The following is a 22,844-nucleotide window of genomic DNA, read 5'->3' as shown; positions in this document are numbered from 1 at the left end:
CTGACTATTTACCAGTGGTGTTAAGAGTGTTTTGATTTCCATCGAAATAGGATGGATATCGTTCTTTAATTTCCTCAGCGAATGCTACGTGCTTTACATTTTTAGATGCTAGCATTAACTCTATAACACTATGGATATTTTCTTTACCTTTAACTGTGAATTGAAATCGATTGTCGTTTTGAGTTGGTATTGATTGCATCATTAACTGTGGATTACGAGTTGCAAGATCCATCCACAAAGGATAAGTAAACTTATCACCGCCAACTAAATCAGTATCAAGAATAAGCATTTCATTTGCTTGAAAAACAATTGCTGCAATTGTTGAATCAGCTTGCATAAGGGATTTGTCAAAAAATTTCTTCATTTGAATCGGCCTCGTTTAAATGTTTGTAGGTTATAAACAAAGAAAACCTATTGTCTAAAAGGTTTTCTAAGGCAATCTATTCTTTAATTGAAGTACATTTTATGCTTTGCTTTGATGAATGTTGTCGTCTCTATCTCTAATAAACAGGTCATCATAACAAATTTAATGCTTTCCAATTTAAGACAAACTGCACAATCTGTTTATTTTCAGTGCGAAATGTTACTATAATAACCTTAAGATAATATTAAGCGAGTGAAGTTACCCTGGTTGGCGAATTGCCTCAAATTATCTGTTGCCGAAGGATGACGTAAATAAGTCCATAAATTGCTTCGTTGCCTCAATATGGCTGTTGCCGAGCGAGAGGAACAGAAATGGGGCAAGTGAATATGGATTTGTATCTAAAAATACAGCGTATCCGCTATCAACGAGGCAATAGAGCGTTAAAAAAACGCATTCTGGATGAATTTTGCGAGACGCATCATTATCATCGCAAAGCAGCAGCTCGTTTATTAAGACAGTTACCCATTTCTGATAAAAGTCCGAAGAAAGTTGGAAAAAAGAAGACCTATGACCCATCCATATTGCTGGAGCCTTTAAAAAAGATATGGCTTGGCACGGATCAGATGTGTGGTAAACGATTAAAGAGAGCTCTTCCCTTATGGTTACCTCATTATCAAAATCATTATGAGCCTTTAGCGGCGGAGATATCCTCTCAACTGCTAACCATGAGCGCTGCTACAATTGATCGCTTACTCAAGCCTGTTAAAACTCGCTATGGAAAAGGCTTAAGTGGAACAAAGCCTGGAAGTATTCTCAGGAATCAAATTCCAGTCAATACGAATCAGTGGAATACTAACGAAGTGGGTTTTATGGAGGCCGACAGCGGCGCATTGTGGAGCATCACTAGCCGGTGATTTTGTTTGGTCTATTACGCTGACGGATATTTTCAGTGGCTGGACAGAAATGCGGGCCACTTGGAATAAAGGAGCTCATGGTGTCTTGGGGGGTATTCAAGACATAGAAAAAAATTTACCTTTTGAAATCAAAGGGTTTGATTGTGATAACGGCTCAGAGTTTCTCAATTGGCATCTCATTCATTATTTTACTGAGCGGGACCCACAAAAAGCGGTTCAATTTACTCGCTCTCGTCCTTATAAAAAAGACGATAATGCACATGTTGAACAAAAGAACTGGACTCATGTGCGTCAACTGTTTGGTTATCATCGTTTTGGTAATCCAAAGCTCGTTGAGCTTATGAATGACTTATATTCTAACGAAGTCTCCTTGTTATTTAATTTTTTCTATCCTTGCATTAAGCTCATTGACAAAGTACGAATTCAATCCCGTGTAATCAAAAAATATGATCAACCCCAAACGCCCTATCAGCGACTGATGACGTCGAATGGTCTTACTCTCGCTCAGAAAACAAAATTACAAGAGACCTTTAATACACTCGACCCGTTTGACTTGCAAAAAAAGATTCAAAAAAAGCTAAAATTAATATTTAGATTAGTGAATATTCAACATGTAAAACAAAGAAAGGCTCTTTAATGAAAGTCTTATTCAATATTGTAAAAAGACAGGAACATAAAGCCTGTGGATATGATGGACGAGTCCTTCGGACCAGCCTGTGCCCTATGGGACGTGTGGACAAAACCATGAATAACAAAAAGACGTTATTCACAGTTATTGCCCACACTCACAGGCTTCTCGCTCACACACCCACCAGGCTCAATAGCAATTATTTTTTAATCGCAACAAAACCTCTCAAAAGCAACACCTATTCTGAGGCAACGACTCAGTATATTTTTTGTCCTTCGGCAACAGGTTCTATTGAGGCAACAGGTTGGTCAATTCGGTAACGCAAGCGTTCACGTATAAATCAACTTCTATGTTTTTATGCGTAGGCCGAGTAAATTATGCTACGGATAGGGTTCTTTGGGGTGATTTTTTGGGGGTAGAGGAGGGCAATGGTGCTCTGCTGTAATTTGTCCGGAGTTATCAATGGATTGGATAGCCACTGGAAATTTCCATAGCGTATATAAATGTTTTAACACTTCCATTGTACTGTCACCTAAAGGCACGCGGTTGTGCTGGGTGTAGCGCAGCGTGAGAGAACGATCGCCTTCCATATCGACTGAATAGACTTGGATGTCTGGTTCAAGATAGCCTAAATTGTACTGTCTCGCCAAAGCCTCTCGGATTGTTTGATATCCTTGTTCATCATGAATCGCACCAACAAGCAAGTCAGGTTGCCTATCATCATCAATCACATAAAATAACTTAAGTTCGCGGATTAACCTTGGTGATAAAAATTGGGCAATAAAACTCTCATCTTTAAAATTGCGCATAGCGGAATTAAGACTGGCAAGCCAATCGGTGTGTGCTAGATAGGGAAACCATTGCTCGTCCTCGGCAGTAGGATTTTCGCAGATGCTTTTAATATCTTGCATCATGTGATAACCCAAGGTGTAGGGATTAATGCCACTAAAATGCGGACTATCAAATGGAGGTTGCATGATGACATTGGTATGGCTTTGTAAAACTTCTATCATAAACTCATCAGTGACTAATCTCTCATCATAGAGAGCATTTAAAAGGGTATAATGCCAGAAGCAAGCCCACCCTTCGTTCATCACCTTTGTTTGGCCTTGCGGATAAAAATATTGGGCAATTTTTCTTACAATACGCACAATTTCCCGCTGCCAAGGTTTCAATAAAGGCGCATTCTTTTCGATAAAGTAGAGGATGTTCTCCTGTGGCTCCTCGGGGAAGCGTTTTTTTTGTCCGTTAGCATCAACGCGTTTAGCTTGCGGGATAGTTCGCCATAACTCATTCACTTGCGATTGCAGATACATTTCACGATTTTGCTGACGGATTTTTTCTTCTTGGATGGATAGTCCTGTTGGGTGTTTATAACGATCGACTCCATAATTCATTAGCGCATGGCACGCATCGAGAATGGCTTCCACCTCATCAATGCCGTAGCGTTCTTCACACTCACTGATATAGTTCTTGGCAAACACAAGATAGTCAATAATAGCGTCAGCTGATGTCCACATTTTGAATAAATAGTTATTCTTAAAGAAAGAATTATGACCGTAGCAGGCATGAGCAATCACCAAAGCTTGCATCGCTATGGTATTTTCTTCCATGAGGTAGGAAATACAAGGATTTGAATTGATGACCAACTCATAAGCTAATCCCATTTGTCCACGCTTATAGCTTTTTTCAACACCAACAAAATGTTTACCAAAAGACCAATGATGGTAACCAATAGGCATGCCCACGGAAGCATAGGCATCCATCATTTGTTCTGCTGAAATGACTTCGATCTGATTTGGATATGTATCCAGCTTGAAATCTTTGGCAATACGAGCAATTTCTTTATCATAGGCTTGAATAAGCTCAAAGGTCCATTCAGCCCCAGTAGATAAAGGCTTCTTCTTCATGTAGTCTTCCTTTTGAATAATTCACGGAATACAGGATAAATATCAGCAACATTGTCGATATTTTCCATAGCAAAATTAGGGTAATGTTGCCTTATTTGCTGGTATACTTCCCAAAGGCTCTGGTGATGTCGGGGCATGATTTCTATATAAGCAAAATACTGTAATAGAGGCATGATCTTTTCTTGTAATAACTCCTGACAATAAGGGGAATCCGCATTCCAGTTATCCCCATCGGACGCTTGAGCAACGTAAATATTCCAGGCTGAAGGAGGGTAACGTGCCTCAATGATTGTGAACAATAATTCCAGCGCACTGGATACTACTGTCCCGCCTGTTTCGCGGGAATAAAAGAATTCCTCTTCATTGACTTCTTTGGCTGAAGTGTGATGACGAATAAAAACCAACTCAATGCGTTCGTAATTTTTAGTGAGGAAAAGATAGAGAAGAATAAAAAAGCGTTTGGCTATGTCTTTTTTGGCCTCATCCATTGAACCTGAAACATCCATAACACAGAACATTACTGCTTGTGTCGATGGCACTGGTACGCGAATACGATTGTTATAGCGCAAATCAATGGTGTCAATAAAAGGCACTGCCTTTATTTTCTTTTTAAAAAACTCAATATCTCGTTTTAAGCGCAAGATATCTATTTTCTGCGTATTCGGATTTTGCTCTAAGTGTTCTAATTCTGCCTGCGCCAAGCGTAATTGGCGTTTGTACGGTGAAGCCAGTGCCATACGTCGACCTGCGGCTTGGCGCATTGAACGTATTACGTTAATGTTAGTGGGAGTCCCACTCGTTGTTACTCCAGCGCGGATGGTTTTGTATGTCGTCATCCTTGCTAATTCTTTTTTGACTAGGTCAGGCAGCTCCAGATCTTCAAAGTACAAATCGAGAAACTCTTCTCTCGATAATTGAAAAACAAACTCATCTTCCCCTTCACCAGAATCGCTCGCTTGGCCGCCGCCTCCACTCCCTGAACTTCCAGACGGGCGTTTGATGCGATCGCCAGTCATAAACTCGTCATTACCCGGGAGTATACGCTCCTCACGTCCCCCGTGGCCACGATAGAAGTGAGGTTCAGAAATATCTTTTGCCGGTATACTGATTTCTTCACCCTGATCAATCTCAGTGATGCTTCGTTTGCCCACAGCATCAGAAACGGCACGTTTAATTTGATTTTTATAGCGGCGAAGAAAACGCTGGCGGTTTACTGTGCTTTTTTTTCCAGCATTCAGCCGTCTATCAATTATTTGCGACATAACTACAATCCTTATCCATCGCTTATCTTAAAATTAAGCTCAAAGGTAAAGGCAATTTCAAGACAAGCTAAGTATTAGTTATTGTGACTTGCGTACTCGCAAATACCATTCACACAGTAACCTGACTTGCTTGCGCGTATAGCCTTTATCTACCATACGAGCGATAAATTCTTCATGTTTTTTCTTATCATCTTCCGAAGCTTTCGCGTTGAAGGAAATAACAGGTAATAAATCTTCCGTGTTGGTAAACATCTTTTTCTCGATCACTGTTTTTAGTTTTTCATAACTATTCCAAACTGGATTTTTACCGTGATTATTAGCCCGTGCTCGCAAAACAAAATTGACTACCTCGTTACGAAAATCTTTGGGATTAGAGATACCCGCAGGTTTTTCTATCTTCTCCAATTCCAGGTTCAATGAACTACGATCAAAAATTTCTCCTGTATCCGGATCACGATAATCTTGATCTTGGATCCAGAAGTCTGCATAGGTAATGTATCTATCGAAAATATTCTGACCATACTCAGAATAAGACTCCAGATAAGCTGTTTGAATTTCTTTGCCAATAAATTCAACATACTTGGGTGTCAAAAATTCTTTGATAAATGTTAAATATTTTTCATGTAATTCTTGTGAGAATTGCTCCTGTTCGATCTGACGTTCAACGACATATAAAAGATGGACAGGGTTTGCGGCAATTTCAGAGTGATCAAAATTAAACACTTTTGACAAAATCTTAAAGGCGAAACGCGTTGAAATCCCGCTCATTCCTTCATCCACGCCAGCGAAATCGCGATACTCTTGATAGGATTTGGCCTTAGGATCCGTATCTTTCAAGCTTTCGCCATTGTAAACGCGCATTTTGGAGTAAATACTTGAATTTTGTGGTTCTTTCAAACGTGTTAGGACTGAAAACTGGGCTAACATCTCTAAGGTGCCTGGGGCGCAAGGGGACTCTTTAAGAGAACTATGATTCACCAGTTTCTTGTATATCTTGACCTCCTCGGAGACCCGTAAACAATAAGGTACTTTTACAATATTGATACGATCAATAAAGGCTTCATTGTTTTTATTATTACGGAACGTTTGCCATTCAGCTTCATTAGAGTGAGCCAGGATAATCCCTTCAAAGGGAATAGCAGATAAACCCTCGGTAGCATTGTAATTGCCTTCTTGTGTTGCAGTAAGCAACGGGTGGAGTACTTTGATTGGTGCTTTAAACATCTCCACAAATTCCAATAATCCGCGGTTAGCACGACATAATCCCCCAGAGTAACTGTAGGCATCTGGATCGTCTTGTGAAAATTCTTCCAGCTTCCGAATATCTACTTTACCCACCAGAGACGAAATATCTTGGTTGTTTTCATCACCAGGTTCAGTTTTGGCAATGGCGATTTGCTTCATGCGGGAAGGCATGATTTTAACGATTTTAAACTGACTAATGTCACCATTGTACTCATGCAAGCGTTTAACGGCCCATGGAGACATGACATAGCGTAAATGCCGTGATGGGATACCAAAGCGCTCGTAAAGCAGCTCACCATCTTCAGCTGGATCAAATAGTGACAGAGGGGAATCAAAAACAGGGGAACCTTTAATGGCATAAAAAGGAACTTTCTGCATTAAATCTTTTAATTTTTCGGCGAGAGAGGATTTACCTCCTCCAACAGGGCCTAGAAGATAAAGAACCTGTTTGGTTTCTTCCAGGCCTTGAGCGGCATGGCGTAAAAAACCAACGATTTGTTCAATGGGCTCTTCCATCCCAAAAAACTCTTTAAAAACATCATATTGATGTATAACTTTATTTGAAAACAGACGTGACAAAACAGGGTCGTGACGAGTATCAATCTTTTCTGGTTCGCCGATGGCCATCAACAGGCGTTCAGCAGGATTGGCGTAGGCAGAGGGGTCAGTACGACACAACTCCAGGTATTCATTCAGGGTTAACTCTTCCTCTTTGCTGTCAACAAAGCGTTGGGTATAGCCCGCTAAAAAATCTTGTGTATTCATAAAGTCATCCCCTTTACTAAATTCCCTGCCCAATGGGAAAAAACAACGTCTTTTCCTTTAAATCAAACTTTGCATTTCGCCTGTAAAAGCGAGACACTATCTAAATTTTATTATAGTGTAAGAACAAAAATTTAATAAAAAATTCAATCTATTATTTTATTATTTTTTAACTGTTATCAAGAGCGGAGCAAACTCCATGCCAGACACTACTGTTTATCTGAAAAATTACCAACCTCCTGTTTTTGAGGTAAAAAATGTGGCGCTCAATTTTGACTTATATGATGATCACGCACGGATTACCAGTCAGCTTGCATTAGAACGCAAATATAAAGGCCCTCTTCGTCTGTATGGCGATGAGCTGGAATTGATCAGTATACATCTTAATGGGCAACAACTTAAAGAAGGCAGTTATCGACGCGAAGGGGATGATTTGATCATTGATAACTGCCCGGATGATTCGAAATTGACCATCGTTACTCGAGTACGCCCACAAGAGAATACTAAATTATCTGGGCTTTACCGTTCAAATCATCTTTTTTGTACTCAATGTGAGGCTGAGGGATTTAGACGAATGACTTTCTTTCCTGACAGACCTGATATATTGGCTCCTTTTACCACGAGGATTACTGCTGACAAACATACGTATCCGGTTTTGCTGTCTAACGGCAATTTAATTGATGCAGGTGATTTAGAAGAAGGGCGTCATTGGGTTCAATGGCAGGATCCATTCAAAAAACCCTCTTATCTGTTTGCTTTAGTTGCTGGTAATTTGGCTTGTGTGCGCGATAAATTTTTTACCCGCTCTGGAAAAGAGGTTGATTTACGCATTTATGTCGAGCATGGGAATGAAGATAAATGCTCGCATGCGATGGAGTCATTGAAAAAAGCAATGCGTTGGGATGAAGAGGTTTATGGACGAGAGTATGATCTTTCTATTTTTATGATCGTTGCTGTAAGTGATTTCAACATGGGAGCTATGGAAAACAAAGGTTTAAATATTTTTAATTCAAAATATATTCTTGCCCGTCCAGATACTGCAACTGATCAAGACTTTGCTGATGTCGAAGGTGTTGTAGGGCACGAATATTTCCATAATTGGACAGGGAATCGGGTGACTTGTCGAGACTGGTTCCAATTAAGTTTGAAAGAAGGCTTAACTGTTTTTCGCGATCAAGAGTTTTCTCGCGACATGAATTCTCGTGATGTCAACCGAATTCTTGATGTAAAGGTTTTGCGTAATACACAGTTTCCTGAGGATGCAGGGACGATGGCTCATCCGGTTAGACCTGATTCCTATCAGGAGATTAATAATTTTTATACTGCCACCGTTTACAACAAAGGTGCAGAAGTGATTCGTATGCAACATACGTTATTAGGAAAAGAAGGCTTCCGCCGAGGCATGGATTTATATTTTGAGCGTCATGATGGTCAAGCAGTAACTATTGATGATTTCGTTGCAGCTATGGAGGATGCTAATCAGGTTGATTTAACACAATTTAAGCGTTGGTACAGTCAAGCAGGAACACCTGAGGTGAGGGTCGTTAAGCATTTTAGTGGTGATACTCTCACTCTAACCATGACACAATCTTGTTCTTCTACCCCAGAGTGCAAGGATAAGAAGCCATTTCATATTCCCATTCGTGTGGCATTATTTGATAAAACAGGAAAGGCATTGCCTATCAAAAAAGAGGTTCTTGAATTGCGCAAAACCAAAGAAACCTTCGATTTTACGGGTTTAAAAGAAGAACCGATCGTTTCTTTGTTGCGTGATTTTTCTGCTCCGATCAAACTGCACGCGCAAACTAGCCAGGACGCCTTGCTTGCTCTTTTACGCTTTGAGAATGACGGTTTTGCCAAATGGGATGCCGCTCAAAGCTTAGCATTATCTTGTATCAAAGGTTATTTGAATGGTTCTTCTAAAGAATGGGATATTCCAACACCCTTAATTGCGGCCTATCAACATGTATTGCTAGATGACAGTTTGGATCCTGCTTTACGTGCTGAAATTTTAACGCCCCCTGCTTTTGAAGATGTGGCCGGAGAATTGACTACAGTAGATGTTGATGCTGTGGAGGCTGCGAGAGATTTTTTCCGTGCAACGCTGGGGAGACATTTGTTTGCAAAGGCTCATTCAATGTATCAGGCTCTCTGGCAAATTGAAGATCATGCCATGAACGCAAAGGCTTTTGGACGAAGGAAATTACGAAATGTCTGCTTATGGTTGATGATGAAAGCTGATGAAAATAAGAGTCTTGAGCTATGTGAACAGCAGTTTATGAAATCGCATACCATGACTGATCAACTGGCCAGTTTTGCCTTGCTAAACAACTCCTCTCAAAATATTGCAAGAGAGAAAGCCATTGATAGTTTTTATAGGCAGTGGTCTCAAGACGAACTTGTGTTGGATAAATGGTTTGCAATCCAGGCAAGCAGTGAGCAACCAGATACGTTGGCACGCGTTAAAATTTTGCTTCAGCACCCAGCGTTTAACATCAAAAATCCTAATAAAGTCAGGGCATTAGTAGGTGCTTTTTCGCAAGCAAATCCACGAAATTTCCATGCAAAAGATGGTAGTGGTTATGCCTTTTTAATGGATATGCTCGTCAAATTGGATAAGATAAATCCACAAATCACGGCAAGATTAGCTACTCCTTTTACACGATGGCACCGTTATGATACAAAAAGACAAGAACTGATGAAGAAAGAACTAAATAAGTTAGCGGCATTGGATCTGTCTCGTGATTTGCGTGAAATCGTTACCAAAAGTTTGGCTGTTTAAATCTAAGGCGGTCTCCACGCCTACGTGCCGCGGCACGTAGGCCAACTGTCAACGCGCTTTAGTATATAATGAGCCTTAGCTAAATTTATAAGTTTTAACAGCGATGACTCCTCTAATCAAAAGTATTGAAATTAATGATAATACGCAACAAAGTACCGTGCCTTACACGGTATTACCGGATTTGTATGTCGTGCTTGGTTTTCAATATTCAGGTTCACTGTTATTAATTAATAATAATCAAAACATTCAGTTAAGTCGTTGTGGATTCAGTGGGCTGCAAACTCGTCCCAAAAAATATCAGTGTACCAGTGCTGACACAAAAACTCTTTTGATAAAATTTTATCCTTGGGCAATACCTTGTTTAATGAGAGAGTCTTCACAAACCCTTACCAATAATGCAGTTAGCTTTGGTGATATTTTGAGTGTCTTTGAACAAGAAAGGTTTGAAGAACTTTTATTTACCGCGCCTACACCCTGTGAGCTCTCTACCCGTTTGGAAGAGTTCTTTAATCATTTGAGAATCGGAAATATTGATAAAAAGGTAGATAATCATTTCATAGGGCTGATTAAGCAGACAATGAATAATTCCTGTTATCAAGTTAAGCAATTAGAGGAAATTTCAGGATATACTACCAGAACAATAGAACGCCGTTTCAAAGAATTAGTTGGTTTTTCGCCTAAAAAATTTTTATTGCTCAAACGATTCCAACTTACACTTAAATACCTTCAAGCTGGTTTAAGTTGGGAAGATATCATGGAAAAATGTGCTTACTACGACCAGTCGCATTTAATAAATAGCTTTAAAGAATTTTCTGGTGCTCCCCCTTCTCTAGCGATATAAATTGCTGCCGTGTCGTATTTTTCCAATACGTCGTGATTAATCATTTTTAGAATTCAGTTTTCAGCAAAAACAGGAGAATGAAGTGATTGATGCAATTAATACGATAAAAGCGTCATTAAAAAAATGCTATGAAAATGACTCTGATTTTCTCGAGCATGTCAATAAAATAGCAGCTGTAGGTGTTAAGGCTTATAAGGTCAATCTAAGAAATAAAAGTATAACTTATTATTTTACTGATGACTCCATTCATCAGGAAGAACTTCTAATGCCCATGGCCTTCAGATTTGGAGAATTTGATCAACAAAAATTAGCCAATGCACTTGAAGAGGTGCAAAAGAAAATAATTACATATCCTGAATTTCTTGAACGGATAACTATCGCTGGCATTAATCGATACGGAGTTTTTATTGATGAGGCCAAAGTCATTTATTATGGTGAAAGGGGTTCAGTCACCGAATACTTCCCTCTTTCCAGAAAGCATGGGTAATTAATGCTGCCTTCCACGACATGTAACATTCGCTAATGAGACTTACTCTACTTAAAACAAATAAAAGTTTGCGAACCTATGCGCTTAGACCTAAATTTTTGATGAGAACAAATTAAAAGGAAGACACGGCTTTAGTTAACGTCCACATCGTTTAAATTCCTATTAGTTTTACTTTAATATTCTTTGTTTTTGCATTTAGTATAAAATTTTGAATGACCTCTTTGATATCATGATCAATCATTTTGGATTTAGAGCCGTCAATTATTACATCTGTATCCTCAGGTATATTCTTTAATTCATTAATAATACTTCCTTTATTCAGGAAGGAAACTTCTTCTGCGAGTTTTAGAAGATACTGATTTTTGGTTCTAGCTTTGATTTTAATAAGGTCATGTGAATTAAGAAAATGATGACGTAAAATGATGAAAATAGCGACTGAAAATCCTAGGGTAATTCCAAAAAGTAGGTGATTAAAAACAATGCCAACGATTGTGACAATAAATGGAACAAATTGCTCCCAACCCATTTTATACATTTGTTTAAATAAACCGGGTTTAGCAAGTTTATAGCCTATTATAATTAAAATACTAGCGAGCGAAGCCAGGGGAATTTTATTGAGTATTTCTGGTATGCTTACGACACAAATAAAAAGAAAAAACCCATGCAAAATGGTGGACAGTTTAGTTTTCGCACCAAAAGCGACATTGGCGCTGCTTCTCACGATAACTTGCGTAATAGGGAGACCACCAATAAAACAAGATATTATATTACCTAATCCTTGAGCTTTTAATTCGCGGTCTGTAGGCGTGATGCGTTTGTGGGGGTCAAGTTTGTCCACTGCTTCCACACAGAGTAACGTTTCTAAGCTTGCGATTAGAGCGATAACAATTGCTACTTTGTATATCGCGAAGTTAGTAATTAGTGAAAAGTCAGGTAAGGTTAGGTATTGAAATAATTCAGATATTTTGGAAAATTTGGGAAGCTGGACCAATGCTGATCGTTCCAGGGCGAATTCCATTAATCGGTGTTCGTAAAACCAGTTTAGAGTGATCCCCAGAATGACAACAACGAGGGGGGCTTGAATGATTTCGAAAAATTTATGCTTTTTTGTTAGTACTTTTTCCCAAAGAAAAAAAATTAAAAGAGAGAGAATACTGATAAGAACAATACCAGGATTAACGTAATCCAATGCTTCTCTGATGCCACTGATGCCTAGCTCTCCATTTGATGTAAGAAGAGGGGTAACGTCGTGTCCTAATAAATGCGGGATTTGCTCTAAAATAATTATGATTCCAATTCCTGTAAGCATGCCTTTGATGACTGCTGAAGGAAAGTAGTAAGCAATAATACCACCCCGTAGAAAACCTGCAATTAATTGCAATACGCCGGCAATTACTCCAGCTAGCAAAAAAGCTTCCCAGCTACCCAAGCTCTCAACTGAACTGATGACAATTGCTACAAGTCCTGCGGCTGGGCCACTGACTCCTAGCGCTGAACCGCTTGCTAACCCAACGACGATTCCACCGATGATCCCAGCAATAATTCCAGCAAATAAAGGAGTATTTGATGCTAATGCAATTCCTAAACATAAAGGTAAGGCAACAAAAAAAACCACAATAGAGGATGGTAGATCATTTTTAAGATGAATAAATAAGCGCTGTTTCATAATGCCCTCTATTCAATTATTCATTAAGATTTATTGCGAATCTATTATTTTTGCTTTCAGGGGACTTTGAACTACATAATCTCAATATTCTCTCTGCTTTTAGAATAAAAATTAAAACAAAACAACCCATTAAACAAGAAATTTCATAATGAATCTACTGAGGTTGAATATATTAACGTTCCATTTTTCATTTGATGTCATTCTCGATGTAGCTGAAAATGACGTACTTTAATAATTATGCGATGCTGTTGCTAATTCTGTAAAAATAAAAATACATGTTAAGTTGTAATCCAACACCCGTACAAGTTTGCGAACCTATGTGCTTAGACCTAAACTTTTAATGAGAACAAATTAAAAGGGATACACTGTCAGAAAGTTAAGGATGTTTATTGCTTAACTTAAGGCGTGTTGAGGGGAGGGTTTTATGAATCAGCGCTATTTAGAGCAATGGACGGAAATAGCAAAGCATATACAAAGACCTTTTCAAGCCATGCTGGAACTTAACGTAGACACGATGAGAAATTTCCAGTTCTTGAAGGCAGAAGATTTAGTTGATATAAGGAGTCCTGAAGAATTTTTGGAAAAACAAGTCAATTTGGCAATAGAAAACGGTCATCATGCCTTGAACTATTTTCAAAAGTCATTCTCTATTTTTGAGCAGGTACTGCAACCACTAACGGACACGGTTAAGAAATCGACCAAATCAACCATGGACACGGCAAAGTCTTTTAAAACGCTATGGGATCCAACAAAATTAGCCATGGGCCCTACAAAAGCAGCCATTGATATAACTAAACCTTTATTGGATCCAACGTTTTCTGCTATGGATCCTAGAACAGTGGTAATGGAGGTCGCAAGTTCCTTCCTGACACCTATGAAATCAGGGAAGACTAAATCATCTTCACAAAAACTGCCACTAGGAAAGGAAGGTCGTGGCAAACACAGGCATTGAGGTAAGAGTTAAAGTCGATTGCCTATATCACTGAGCTGGTGAAGTTCTATTCTAACGGAAAGGAGGCAACCTCCTTCACGATTTGTCCTTGTGTGTCCGCAAGTCCGACAGCAATGATCGTGGCTTTGGTGTTAACTTCGAGTGACTCTTGCTTGCTGAACTGTGCGATTAGCCCTTCTAGTACAGCTTGTAAATGATGGTTTTGTTCTTCTGAGGAGCCATCAGCCTTAAACAGTGAAAAGTGGGGTGAAAAATGTTCAAATACCGTTGGGCTGCCAAATCGTAGAAATGCTTTTTTTCTTTTGGGATCATTTCTAGCCCAAGCAGGAATCGCTGCATATCGGTCACGCAGGCCCATTAAACGTATAACGGCTCTGTTACTCAGTTTCTGGAGATGGGTGTTTTTTTTAATTAATAATAGCGTATACATACTCGGTGTGGCCTCGATTTTTTCTGTTTGTAGATTTAAGGCCTTGCTGTGTTTGGCAATGATGGCAACCCGCTGGATAATTTTTGGCAACTGGTTTTGATGATACCGTGCTAAATACAACGTAAGATGTAACGGATGATGATCAAGAAAGGGGGTTATGTGATATTGTTGCAAAATCTGATTTGTGTCTAGAAATGCATTAAATCGTTTAACCAACTCCATGATTGGGTTGCTGGGTTGTAGCTTGAGGTAGACATTTACAGAAATAGACTTCCTTCGAAACCCTACTGCAGTGGAGAGTTGCGTCTGCGATACGGTGCTCGAATCCTCATGTACTGACGTGTACACTGCGGTTCCGCGCTCCGTTTCTCCTCGCACTTCTCTCACTACAGCGAGTTTCGAAAGAAGTCTAATAGAGGCTGCTTTAGTAGCTAAGGTGCTATTGCTGACGCCAATTAAAATAATTAGGAAAGATGAGAAGAAAACATGCCGAATCGTTTTGCTGTAATGGGTAATCCCGTAGCGCATAGCCTGTCTCCTTATATTCACCACCGCTTTGCGGAGCAAACCGGTAAAAAACTTGATTATGAAAAGATATGTGTTGATGAGGCAAGCTTTGAGACAAAAGTAACCGATTTTTTTGCTGAGGGAGGTAAGGGATTAAATATAACGTTGCCTTTCAAACAAAGAGCCTTCGCCATGGCGACGGTGAATACTGCACGTTGTTTAGAGGCCAAAGCAGCGAATACGTTATGGATGCAGGGAGGGCAATTGCATGCCGATAATACAGATGGCATAGGCCTGTTAAGGGATTTAGCGCATTATCTGGATTTAAACAATAAACACGTCCTTTTGTTAGGTGCGGGAGGAGCTGCCAGAGGAGTCATTGGCCCGTTATTGAAGGCTGGAATTGCTGATTTGACCCTGGCTAATCGTACTCTGGCAAAAGCACAAGCTCTCCAGCAAGATTTTGAAGGAATACAATGCTGTAGTTTCACTGATCTAACACAGCGTTTTGATTTAGTCATTAACGCAACGTCTGCGAGTTTAGGTGAGGAAAAACTTGCTTTACCAGCTGCAATTCTAAAACCCGCAACATATTGCTATGACTTGGCGTACAGGTCTCATGGCTCGACATCCTTTGTTCGTTGGGCAAAAGAGCATGGTTGCAACGCAACTGATGGGCTTGGAATGTTAGTTGAACAAGCAGCAGAAGCCTTTTTTATTTGGCATGGGGTTAAACCAGAGACCAACATTGTATTAGCCGAGTTACAACAAAGGGGGCTGTAAAGGCACTTAAGCAAAGAATTTTTGTACATCATCGGCAACAGAAAGCGTATCTTGGTAGCCTAATTCAATGAGCTCACGTGTAAATTCTTTCTCAAATAACAAAAAGCTTAATAAATCTCCAGAACGATCTTTTGCTCCGAGCACATTTAATAAAAAGCGCAACAAAGCTGGCATGTTATTATACTGTGATTGTGCTATTTGGGAGACATCAACGCTAGGCCTTAAATGTAAAGTATCAATTGGGCGCCAGGGAGAGCGACGTTTTTTCCACATGGATAATAAACGCGCAATATCATTCATGCGGTTAACCATTTCAATGTCTCGATCGAGATTGTCTAGAAATAAGCCATTTAGCATGCCACCAAGTATGCGGGCAAAACCAATGTCACCATTTTTTAGATGTTGAGGATTGCTAAAGACGGGTAATTGCCTTGTTCCCAAAATTAATATCTTTTCCACCTGAAAACGTATGGACCCTCTAAGTGGTGAAACCAAGCCCATGCTACCATCACCATAATGAAACCCATCAAGGCGTACAGTCGGAAAGAAAAGAGGCAGTGCACTCGAGGCGAGAATATGCTCCATATGTAAGCTAGCTCGTTGGCTAATATGGCGTGGATAATGCCAGTCAGCAACCTCAGCTTCATTGTAGTGTTGGTAAAAAGAAATGGTTTGTTGGGTTTCATAGCACTGGCTTATAACTTCCATCCCTTCTATGTGCCTGCTTGCAATATTTACCCTTATCAATTCAAAGTCGATATTCTCAATAATGAACTCTTTTAGAGGGGTTGTGTCAAGTAAGTGACCAGATTGCCGCTGTTTTATAACTAAATGACTCAAATTACGCAATACAGATTTACCTAGCTCGTAATTACTGGCATTGAAAATTTGTTGGCAGGAGATTTCTCCCCAGATCGCCTCAAGCTTCTCAACAGCGGCAGGAAAATTATGAGCATTTTCTGCTAGCACAGCGGCATTGATACTCCCAACACTGACACCGCTAATGATCTCAAAGGGCAGTGTTTTAACCTGTAAAATATGATGAATGGCTTTTAATACACCTGCTTGATAGGCCCCACGTGCCCCGCCGCCAGCTAAATATACACCTTTTTTTGCCATAACTACTTATTTTTTTTGAAGATATAAAAATATAGTTGACGATAGCCTATTCTGGCAAGCATAGCATTTCCCCACAGCAAGTACTGAATTTTTTTCAGAGCGAGAATTGTTGCTGCCAAAGCGATGACAATGAGGTCAAATTTTGCAAAATTGATCAATGATTGACTAGATTAAATTTTTTGCTAATGATTAACTGATATCCATAAGGACGTTCCAAGCAGCAAGGATGAGCATGGGAGAGGACACTAAAAAATCGTTCCAATCGCAAGAGAGTGGGTTGGCTTCAGATGAGGAAGAAGATTTAAGTGCAAGAGAACTGTTTTTAACAAGACTGCAGTGCTTACAAGAAACAGTCAATTTCAGCTCTCCTGCTTTGTCTGAAAAAGCAGTGATTATTTTACTACTAAAAAGGCTCCCTCTTATAACCGGCTTTTTAAATAGTATTGATGGGATGGGAGGCGCATTAAGTAGGCTAGCTATTATCCAAGGGTATGCTGTTCGTACCGCTGAAATCGCTGGAAGAGGTTTCCAGTGGGGTGGTCTTGCCTTGGCATTCATTGATTTCTTTCGCATTCCACTTATTTATCTTGCTGCAGTCTTATTAGGTCAGGAACCACCGATCTCCTTAGCTAAAAATGCTAGATGGCTCTATGCAACGGTGTCACTAGCGCTAGCAATTATTCCCCTAATCGTACCAATAACATTACCGCCAATTGCCATGCTCACAGCAATCATTAGTTTAAGTGTGAGTATATTTTTACTTGCGCGACATCTAATTCGCTATCGTCAGATAAAAAGACGATCTGAAGATATTATTTTGGAAATTAAAGCAAAAAATGAAGAAATTCAGGACATCCAGCAATGGGCTGCGATGATGCAGTTTAAGTTAGAAGATAATAGTGAAGAACTTAATTTGTTTGACATTGAGGACAGGCTTGCACAGCTAGAACACTCTTTTTTCCTGGTAAAAGAAGAAACTCAAGATCTTTATGATGAGCAGTTTCGGTTACAACAAAAACTTAAAAAAATGGATGTAATGGCTGTCGTGGATAGGGCTATTGCGATTGCTTTATCTGCCCTTGTGGTTATCGGCTTAGCTCTAACTCTTCTTTCTCCTGTCATGGGCTTCTCTTTGGTTGCAGTCAGTGCCGCCTTTGCTGGTATGTATATTATTGCTCGTATTGGTTTCCCTTCGTTGCAATATTTAACCAAATGGCTTCTTGCTAAATTCTCTAACGATGGAGAGCTTTTCACAGAGATCTTAGCGATTGCTCCACAGTCCCAACATGCCACCCCAGAATTAACAGAGACTGCAATAACTGAAAAATCGGTAAGCTTGGAATTAGAGTCCACAAGCATGACGATGTTGAAGTTATTTGGCGAAGATGAAGCCGTTCATGTACTACATGAGCAGACTTTGTCTAGTCAAAAGATGGAACATGTTGATTCGAGATCGCAAGATCCGAACAATAATTTGACGCAATGTCGAATTAAAAAGACAGAGACATCTAGACATCTGGGTCTTTTTCATGAGGAGGATGATGAAAGCAGGGAAGGACAAGAGACTAAAAGACGGTTTATAGCGACTACCTCGACCTGCACAGGTGTCTGATAGTTTCTCATTGCATTTATCATTAAAGTATTATAGCGTTTTTCTTATGTCCCCCACCTGGAACTAAGCAAACATGCTCGCATTATTTCATGCACAACCGCGTGCCTTTTATATGATTTTTATGTTAGAAATTTGGGAGCGGTTTGGGTTCTATACAGTTCAGGGTGTCTTAACCTTATATTTCATTCGATTCTTGGGATTCAGTGATACAGCTGCTTATTATACATTTGGTGCTTTTTCTGCTCTTGTCTATGGCATGGTGTCTTTGGGGGGCTATCTCGGTGATAAAGTGCTGGGTACTAAACGCACGATTGTCTTGGGTCTTATCATTCTTGCACTTGGATATTTCTCTTTAGCAATAACCGATAAGGAGCACGTCTTCTGGGCCTTAGGCTTAGTGTGTGTCGGTAACGGATTGTTTAAAGCCAATCCTTCAAGCTTATTAGCTAAATGCTATGAAGAAAATGATCCTCGTCTTTATGCCGGGTTTACCTTGTATTATATGGCAATCAATTTAGGCTCAACTGTCGCTTTATTTGTTGGGCCATCGCTTTCGAGTAGCTACGGGTATTCCTATGCTTACTTCTTAAGCTTTATTGGCCTTGTCTTAGGCTTGACAAATTATTGGTTCCAACGGAAACATGTCGCGTACATCAATACCCCGGCTGATCGTAAAATCATCATGCTTTGGCAATGGGGTTTAGTGATTGTTGGTATTGCCATTGTGACAGGAATTTCGGCTTATCTATTACAAGATGTTATGCTTGCCAGGAATCTTGTTTGGGTGATTACTGTCGTAGTTGTCCTTATTTATTTCTTTTATATGAGGAATGAAAATAAAATTTCCTTCATGAGAATGCTGGTCGCTTTTATTTTGATGCTCGAAGCCGTTATTTTCTTTACCCTTTACCAACAAATGCCAACCTCCTTGAATTTATTTGCTGTCCATAATGTGACTCCAACATTATTTGGTATTCATATTGACCCCCAGAGTTTTCAAGCCTTAAATCCCATTTGGATTATTATAATGAGTCCTATATTGGCTACGCTTTATAGTAAATTACATCAAGGTGGTATCTCTTTCCCCATTCCTTATAAATTTGCCTTGGGTATGTTGGCTTGTGGACTTAGCTTCTCTTTACTTTATTTTGCTAGGTTTTTACATGATGGCTCAGGAATGGTTTCATCTTGGTGGTTGGTTGCTAGTTATTTTTTCCAAAGCACCGGTGAATTGTTAGTGTCGGCCTTAGGCGTGGCGATGATTGCTGAGTTAGTGCCGGATAGAATAGCTGGTTTTGTCATGGGGATGTGGTTTTTGACTTCCGCGATGGCAGGATTTATTGGTGCCTCCGTTGCTTCTTTTACAGCTTTGCCTGAAAATCTCCAGCCTGGTGTAGAATCTCTGAGGATTTATACACAAGTATTTGCTTACATAGGCTTGATTACTTTGGGTATCGGTCTACTCATGTGGCTTACCTCTGCTCGCCTAAGTCGCTACATCAGGCGTGAACCTGTGCTTGTTAACGATGAGGCGCGTGAGGGTAGAAGAGAGAAGGATTTATTTTGTATAATATTTCGACGTTTATTCACCATCCCTTTTCTGATGAGGTTGTGGAAAAATTAATCCTGTACAATATCTCAATGTTTGAATACCAAGATCCTAGAGCTCGCCCCTAAGCTTTATGTGTGGGGTCGCGGGACATTGGTGACTAAGCGATAAGTATAAGCCGGATTCTGAATATCCTTCCGTTATAATTCAACCTTAATCGTGAGGGCTAATATTTGGTTAATAAATCGGCAGTAATTATGTGCAACTACGCCCATAAAGGAAAGGGCTAATTATTTGTATTTATGGGGTGAACGAAATGGCCATCAGCCTTAAAGAAAGCCAAGAATTAATCTCCCAGTTGTGTAAAAAAAATCCGTCTATAGTGAAGTTATTGACGCAATCAACAGCAAATGGGCTCCAGAGCCTACAAGTGCTCGAGCCAGCTGACTTAATTAATTGGTTTGAAAGCCTCCCCAGAAATAGCGTAGATGTTGATACAGATTTTTTGATTGCGAGGTTAAATGTCTCACTTTTAAAAGATCTGGCTACTTCAAAAACCCAAGCAGCCCCCGAGGAAAAAAAAGTTCCCAAATGGACAGCGAAGGCAACACTCGTATTATTAGCCATTGCTGGAACCATTTATTCTGCTTGTGACGGCTTTGATGGCATTACTGCCCTCCTTGGAATTTTTCCTGTCTCTACCTATGTTTTGCTTGCCGTAGGGGTTCTCTTTTCAATTTTATCCATCATTTTCTTTTACAGTTTTGATCTCGTTGAGATTTCAAAAAACTTGGGCGTAGAATTTTCCTATACACCGAGAATGCTCGATGTATTGCTTGATGAATACAAGCAAATCAAGATCATTCGCCTTATTCTTGCCGATCCAGTTGGCAAGGATGTAGCGGAAATAAAAGAAAATATATTTTTAGCTAAAATGTTGTTAAAAAGACATCAGGCATTGAATGTAGAAAGAAATAAGTTTCTAGCCGCATTCAATAACCCCTATTTGAAAAAAGCACAAAAGTTCACAGCAGGGGTTGCAGGTATCATCTTTTTTAGTGCTGGTTTCTTTTCTGGACAAACAGTGGCCATGTTCTTTGCGAATTTATTTTTAGCTTCGGTAGCTACCACTTTATGGCCAATTGTTGTTGCCAGTGTTGGGGTTGGCTTGGCTGCATTTGGCGTTTATTGGCTTGCTATGCGACCTGGAATGGAAAATCTTATTAGTCGTTGGATGCATCTGGATAAAGATAAGGTCGATGCTCTATGTGACACCAAGGAGGTAGAGGGAGAGACTGGTAACCTTAAACAATTGATTGCTGTTCTTAAAGAAAATAAAAAAATTAAAAAGCAGCATGTTAAGGATGAAATAGAAAAGAAAGCGCTAAAGGAAGAGAATAGCAACTTGCATAAAGAGGTTGACACTCTGCAGGGTAGACTACAAGCAGCCAGGCAATACCTTGAAGCTCACAACGGCTTTGGCTTATTTGATAAACGATCGCGATCGTCTGGTGATCTGCCCTCTCTGGAGTCTGTTCCTCTTTATAGTGAAGCGATAGCAAATATGTGATTGCTGCGTGAATAAACTGCGAATCCACCCAATCTTCAAGTGTTTTAATTTGACAAATCAAAAAAAACCGAATTACCGTGGCTTGACCACGGTACCCATGGTTCATTGAAGATCGCTGGATACTGTGGTCAAGCCACGGTAATTCGATGTTCTCAGATGTTCTAAGAAGTTCAAATGTTTAAAACCGCCTTAACAAAGGGAATGGTGATTTTTCGTTGTGCAGCGAGAGAAGCATCATCCAATCGATCAAGCAACACATGTAAATCATGCATGTTGCGAGCACAGCGCTTTATCAAAAATTGACCGACACTCATGGATAGTTGGAAGCCACGCTTTCTGGCATGTTGTTGTAGGGTTTTAATTTTGCATTCATCGTCTAACTCATGGAGCTGCATAACGAGACTCCAGCCTAAACGGGAGCGCAAATCGGCTAAAGCTATTTTGGTAGCATTCGGAGGCTGCTTGCAACTGATAATCAAAATCACATCGTCTTTTGCACGTGCTTTATTATAAAGATGAAACAACGCTTCCTCCCATTGCGAATGGCCAGCAATGGCATCGATATCATCAATGGCAATAAGATGGTGATCCTCCAAACCATCAATACTTTCTGGTCCCCATTCCTTTAAAATTTGCAATGGAAGATAAATGCTCGCTCTGTTGGCACTGACTGCTTGACAACAGGCTTGTAGGAGGTGAGACTTTCCGCTACCTGTGTTTCCCCACAGGGTGAGAAACCGTTCGCTTGTCCCAGCTAAGGTCTTGATCACCTGCTGTTCTAATAAATCATTGCCGTGCCAACAAAAGTCACCTAAGGTGGCTTCGTCGTTGAGTTGGATGGCCAAAGCAAGTTGCCGATTCATTTCTCTATGGAATTCCCTGTATAGGCCTTTTTACTCCAAGTCCAAACATAATCTACATAACTTGCTGCGGTGGTGAGTGCAGTGCAAATGATAAGCAGCTCTTTTAAATAAGGTGCAAATGTAAAAAAAGCCAGCTCGAATAGAGAAAGAATAACCAGGGCTAGTTGTAAAGACGTATTCAGTTTACTCACCCGTGTGGGCTCAAACTCAAGTTGCCGCTGGATAAACCAGTACCAGGCTATCACCCCTATAGAAATCGTTAAGTCACGCAAAAACACTAAAATAACCAACCACCAAGGCAATTCTCCTATAAGGGCTAAAGAGATAAAACTTGAAGCGACCAATAATTTATCAGCTAAGGGATCAATAAAAGAACCCAAAGTGCTTTGCCATTGAAAATGCCTGGCCAGCCAACCATCTAAACCATCAGTCAGGCCTGCCACAAGAAATAGATAAAAGGCCTTTACGTATTCCTTTTCATAAAGAAAGACCAAAAAAGGTACTATCAAAACGAAACGAAATAAGCTAAGTGCGTTAGGTATATATCTCAGTGATAATTTAAACATACCTCATCTAACTCAGAATGATGCGTTTACAA

At 39.9% G+C, this 22,844-nt stretch carries 20 protein-coding genes; 11 read left to right on the top strand and 9 right to left on the bottom strand.

Annotated features, from left to right (window positions below):
• Positions 1-4: 4 nt before the first annotated feature.
• Positions 5-364, bottom strand: coding sequence for a hypothetical protein (locus CKV79_RS12595; protein ID WP_028372756.1), 360 nt, complete (start codon positions 362-364; stop codon positions 5-7).
• A 371-nt stretch (positions 365-735) separates the two neighbouring features.
• Between CKV79_RS12595 and CKV79_RS13960 the strand changes: the two genes are divergently transcribed.
• From CKV79_RS13960 to CKV79_RS12575, 3 genes are read left to right on the top strand one after another with little or no spacing between them, the layout of a single operon-like run.
• Complete coding sequence (locus tag CKV79_RS13960; RefSeq protein WP_197697230.1) at positions 736-1,278, top strand: hypothetical protein; 543 nt, start codon at positions 736-738, stop codon at positions 1,276-1,278.
• A gap of 49 nt (positions 1,279-1,327) precedes the next feature.
• Positions 1,328-1,915: a hypothetical protein gene (locus CKV79_RS12580; RefSeq protein WP_095141825.1), complete on the top strand. Its 588-nt coding sequence runs from the start codon at positions 1,328-1,330 to the stop codon at positions 1,913-1,915.
• On the top strand, positions 1,915-2,226 hold the full coding sequence (locus CKV79_RS12575; protein ID WP_095141828.1) for a hypothetical protein: 312 nt from the start codon (positions 1,915-1,917) through the stop codon (positions 2,224-2,226). Before CKV79_RS12580 ends, CKV79_RS12575 begins: the two co-directional genes overlap by 1 nt.
• A 60-nt stretch (positions 2,227-2,286) precedes the next feature.
• Here CKV79_RS12575 and CKV79_RS12570 read toward each other — a convergent pair whose 3' ends face one another.
• The 3 genes from CKV79_RS12570 to CKV79_RS12560 all read right to left on the bottom strand — a co-directional run bounded on the left by CKV79_RS12570 (position 2,287) and on the right by CKV79_RS12560 (position 7,088).
• Positions 2,287-3,816 carry a SpoVR family protein gene (locus CKV79_RS12570; protein ID WP_028373274.1) on the bottom strand — a complete coding sequence of 510 codons (1,530 nt, stop codon included), beginning with the start codon at positions 3,814-3,816 and terminating at the stop codon, positions 2,287-2,289.
• Positions 3,813-5,078, bottom strand: coding sequence for a YeaH/YhbH family protein (locus CKV79_RS12565; RefSeq protein ID WP_028373273.1), 1,266 nt, complete (start codon positions 5,076-5,078; stop codon positions 3,813-3,815). The genes CKV79_RS12570 and CKV79_RS12565 overlap by 4 nt, the downstream gene beginning before the upstream one ends.
• 78 nt (positions 5,079-5,156) lie before the next feature.
• Complete coding sequence (locus tag CKV79_RS12560) at positions 5,157-7,088, bottom strand: PrkA family serine protein kinase (protein WP_028373272.1); 1,932 nt, start codon at positions 7,086-7,088, stop codon at positions 5,157-5,159.
• A 196-nt stretch (positions 7,089-7,284) separates the two neighbouring features.
• On the opposite strand from CKV79_RS12560, the gene pepN reads away from it, so the two are divergent.
• The 3 genes from pepN (at position 7,285) to CKV79_RS12545 (ending at position 11,195) form a co-directional block, all read left to right on the top strand.
• Entirely contained in the window at positions 7,285-9,867 is a 2,583-nt protein-coding gene (gene pepN, locus CKV79_RS12555; protein ID WP_028373271.1) for an aminopeptidase N, read from the top strand.
• A gap of 103 nt (positions 9,868-9,970) precedes the next feature.
• Positions 9,971-10,708, top strand: a complete 738-nt coding sequence (locus CKV79_RS12550) for a helix-turn-helix domain-containing protein (RefSeq protein WP_028373270.1) — start codon at positions 9,971-9,973, stop codon at positions 10,706-10,708.
• An 82-nt stretch (positions 10,709-10,790) separates the two neighbouring features.
• Positions 10,791-11,195, top strand: a complete 405-nt coding sequence (locus CKV79_RS12545) for a DUF1398 family protein (RefSeq protein WP_028373269.1) — start codon at positions 10,791-10,793, stop codon at positions 11,193-11,195.
• Between the two features lie 151 nt (positions 11,196-11,346).
• Here CKV79_RS12545 and CKV79_RS12540 read toward each other — a convergent pair whose 3' ends face one another.
• Positions 11,347-12,861, bottom strand: a complete 1,515-nt coding sequence (locus CKV79_RS12540; protein WP_028373268.1) for a SulP family inorganic anion transporter — start codon at positions 12,859-12,861, stop codon at positions 11,347-11,349.
• 424 nt (positions 12,862-13,285) lie between these two features.
• Between CKV79_RS12540 and CKV79_RS14080 the strand changes: the two genes are divergently transcribed.
• Complete coding sequence (locus CKV79_RS14080) at positions 13,286-13,813, top strand: phasin family protein (RefSeq protein WP_065236353.1); 528 nt, start codon at positions 13,286-13,288, stop codon at positions 13,811-13,813.
• Positions 13,814-13,859: 46 nt separating this feature from the next.
• On the opposite strand, the gene CKV79_RS12530 is transcribed toward CKV79_RS14080, so the two are convergent.
• Positions 13,860-14,771: a DUF1045 domain-containing protein gene (locus CKV79_RS12530; RefSeq protein WP_081778073.1), complete on the bottom strand. Its 912-nt coding sequence runs from the start codon at positions 14,769-14,771 to the stop codon at positions 13,860-13,862.
• On the opposite strand from CKV79_RS12530, the gene aroE reads away from it, so the two are divergent.
• The gene (gene aroE, locus CKV79_RS12525; RefSeq protein WP_028373266.1) at positions 14,730-15,533 is read left to right on the top strand and encodes a shikimate dehydrogenase; all 804 of its coding nucleotides are present in this window, start codon (positions 14,730-14,732) and stop codon (positions 15,531-15,533) included. The two genes, CKV79_RS12530 and aroE, sit on opposite strands and share 42 nt — an antisense overlap.
• Positions 15,534-15,539: 6 nt before the next feature.
• Here the strand turns inward: aroE and CKV79_RS12520 are convergent, their stop codons facing one another.
• A complete protein-coding gene (locus CKV79_RS12520) occupies positions 15,540-16,652 on the bottom strand; it encodes a patatin-like phospholipase family protein (protein WP_028373265.1) in 1,113 nt (370 codons plus the stop codon).
• Between the two features lie 232 nt (positions 16,653-16,884).
• Here CKV79_RS12520 and CKV79_RS12515 point away from each other — a divergent pair, with 232 nt between their 5' ends.
• The 3 genes from CKV79_RS12515 to CKV79_RS12505 all read left to right on the top strand — a co-directional run bounded on the left by CKV79_RS12515 (position 16,885) and on the right by CKV79_RS12505 (position 21,383).
• Positions 16,885-18,264, top strand: a complete 1,380-nt coding sequence (locus CKV79_RS12515) for a hypothetical protein (protein WP_028373264.1) — start codon at positions 16,885-16,887, stop codon at positions 18,262-18,264.
• 73 nt (positions 18,265-18,337) lie between these two features.
• Positions 18,338-19,888, top strand: a complete 1,551-nt coding sequence (locus CKV79_RS12510) for an oligopeptide:H+ symporter (RefSeq protein ID WP_081778072.1) — start codon at positions 18,338-18,340, stop codon at positions 19,886-19,888.
• A gap of 241 nt (positions 19,889-20,129) precedes the next feature.
• Positions 20,130-21,383 carry a hypothetical protein gene (locus CKV79_RS12505; protein ID WP_051546156.1) on the top strand — a complete coding sequence of 418 codons (1,254 nt, stop codon included), beginning with the start codon at positions 20,130-20,132 and terminating at the stop codon, positions 21,381-21,383.
• A 170-nt stretch (positions 21,384-21,553) separates the two neighbouring features.
• On the opposite strand, the gene hda is transcribed toward CKV79_RS12505, so the two are convergent.
• Positions 21,554-22,246, bottom strand: a complete 693-nt coding sequence (gene hda, locus CKV79_RS12500; protein WP_028373263.1) for a DnaA regulatory inactivator Hda — start codon at positions 22,244-22,246, stop codon at positions 21,554-21,556.
• Positions 22,243-22,812, bottom strand: coding sequence for a CDP-alcohol phosphatidyltransferase family protein (locus CKV79_RS12495; protein ID WP_028373262.1), 570 nt, complete (start codon positions 22,810-22,812; stop codon positions 22,243-22,245). The genes hda and CKV79_RS12495 overlap by 4 nt, the downstream gene beginning before the upstream one ends.
• Between the last annotated feature and the right edge of the window lie 32 nt (positions 22,813-22,844).

Origin of the sequence: Legionella lansingensis (assembly GCF_900187355.1) — a bacterium.
Classification (GTDB): domain Bacteria; phylum Pseudomonadota; class Gammaproteobacteria; order Legionellales; family Legionellaceae; genus Tatlockia; species Tatlockia lansingensis.
Note: the sequence above shows the minus strand (reverse complement) of the source record. Positions and strands in the feature narration are given on the sequence as shown.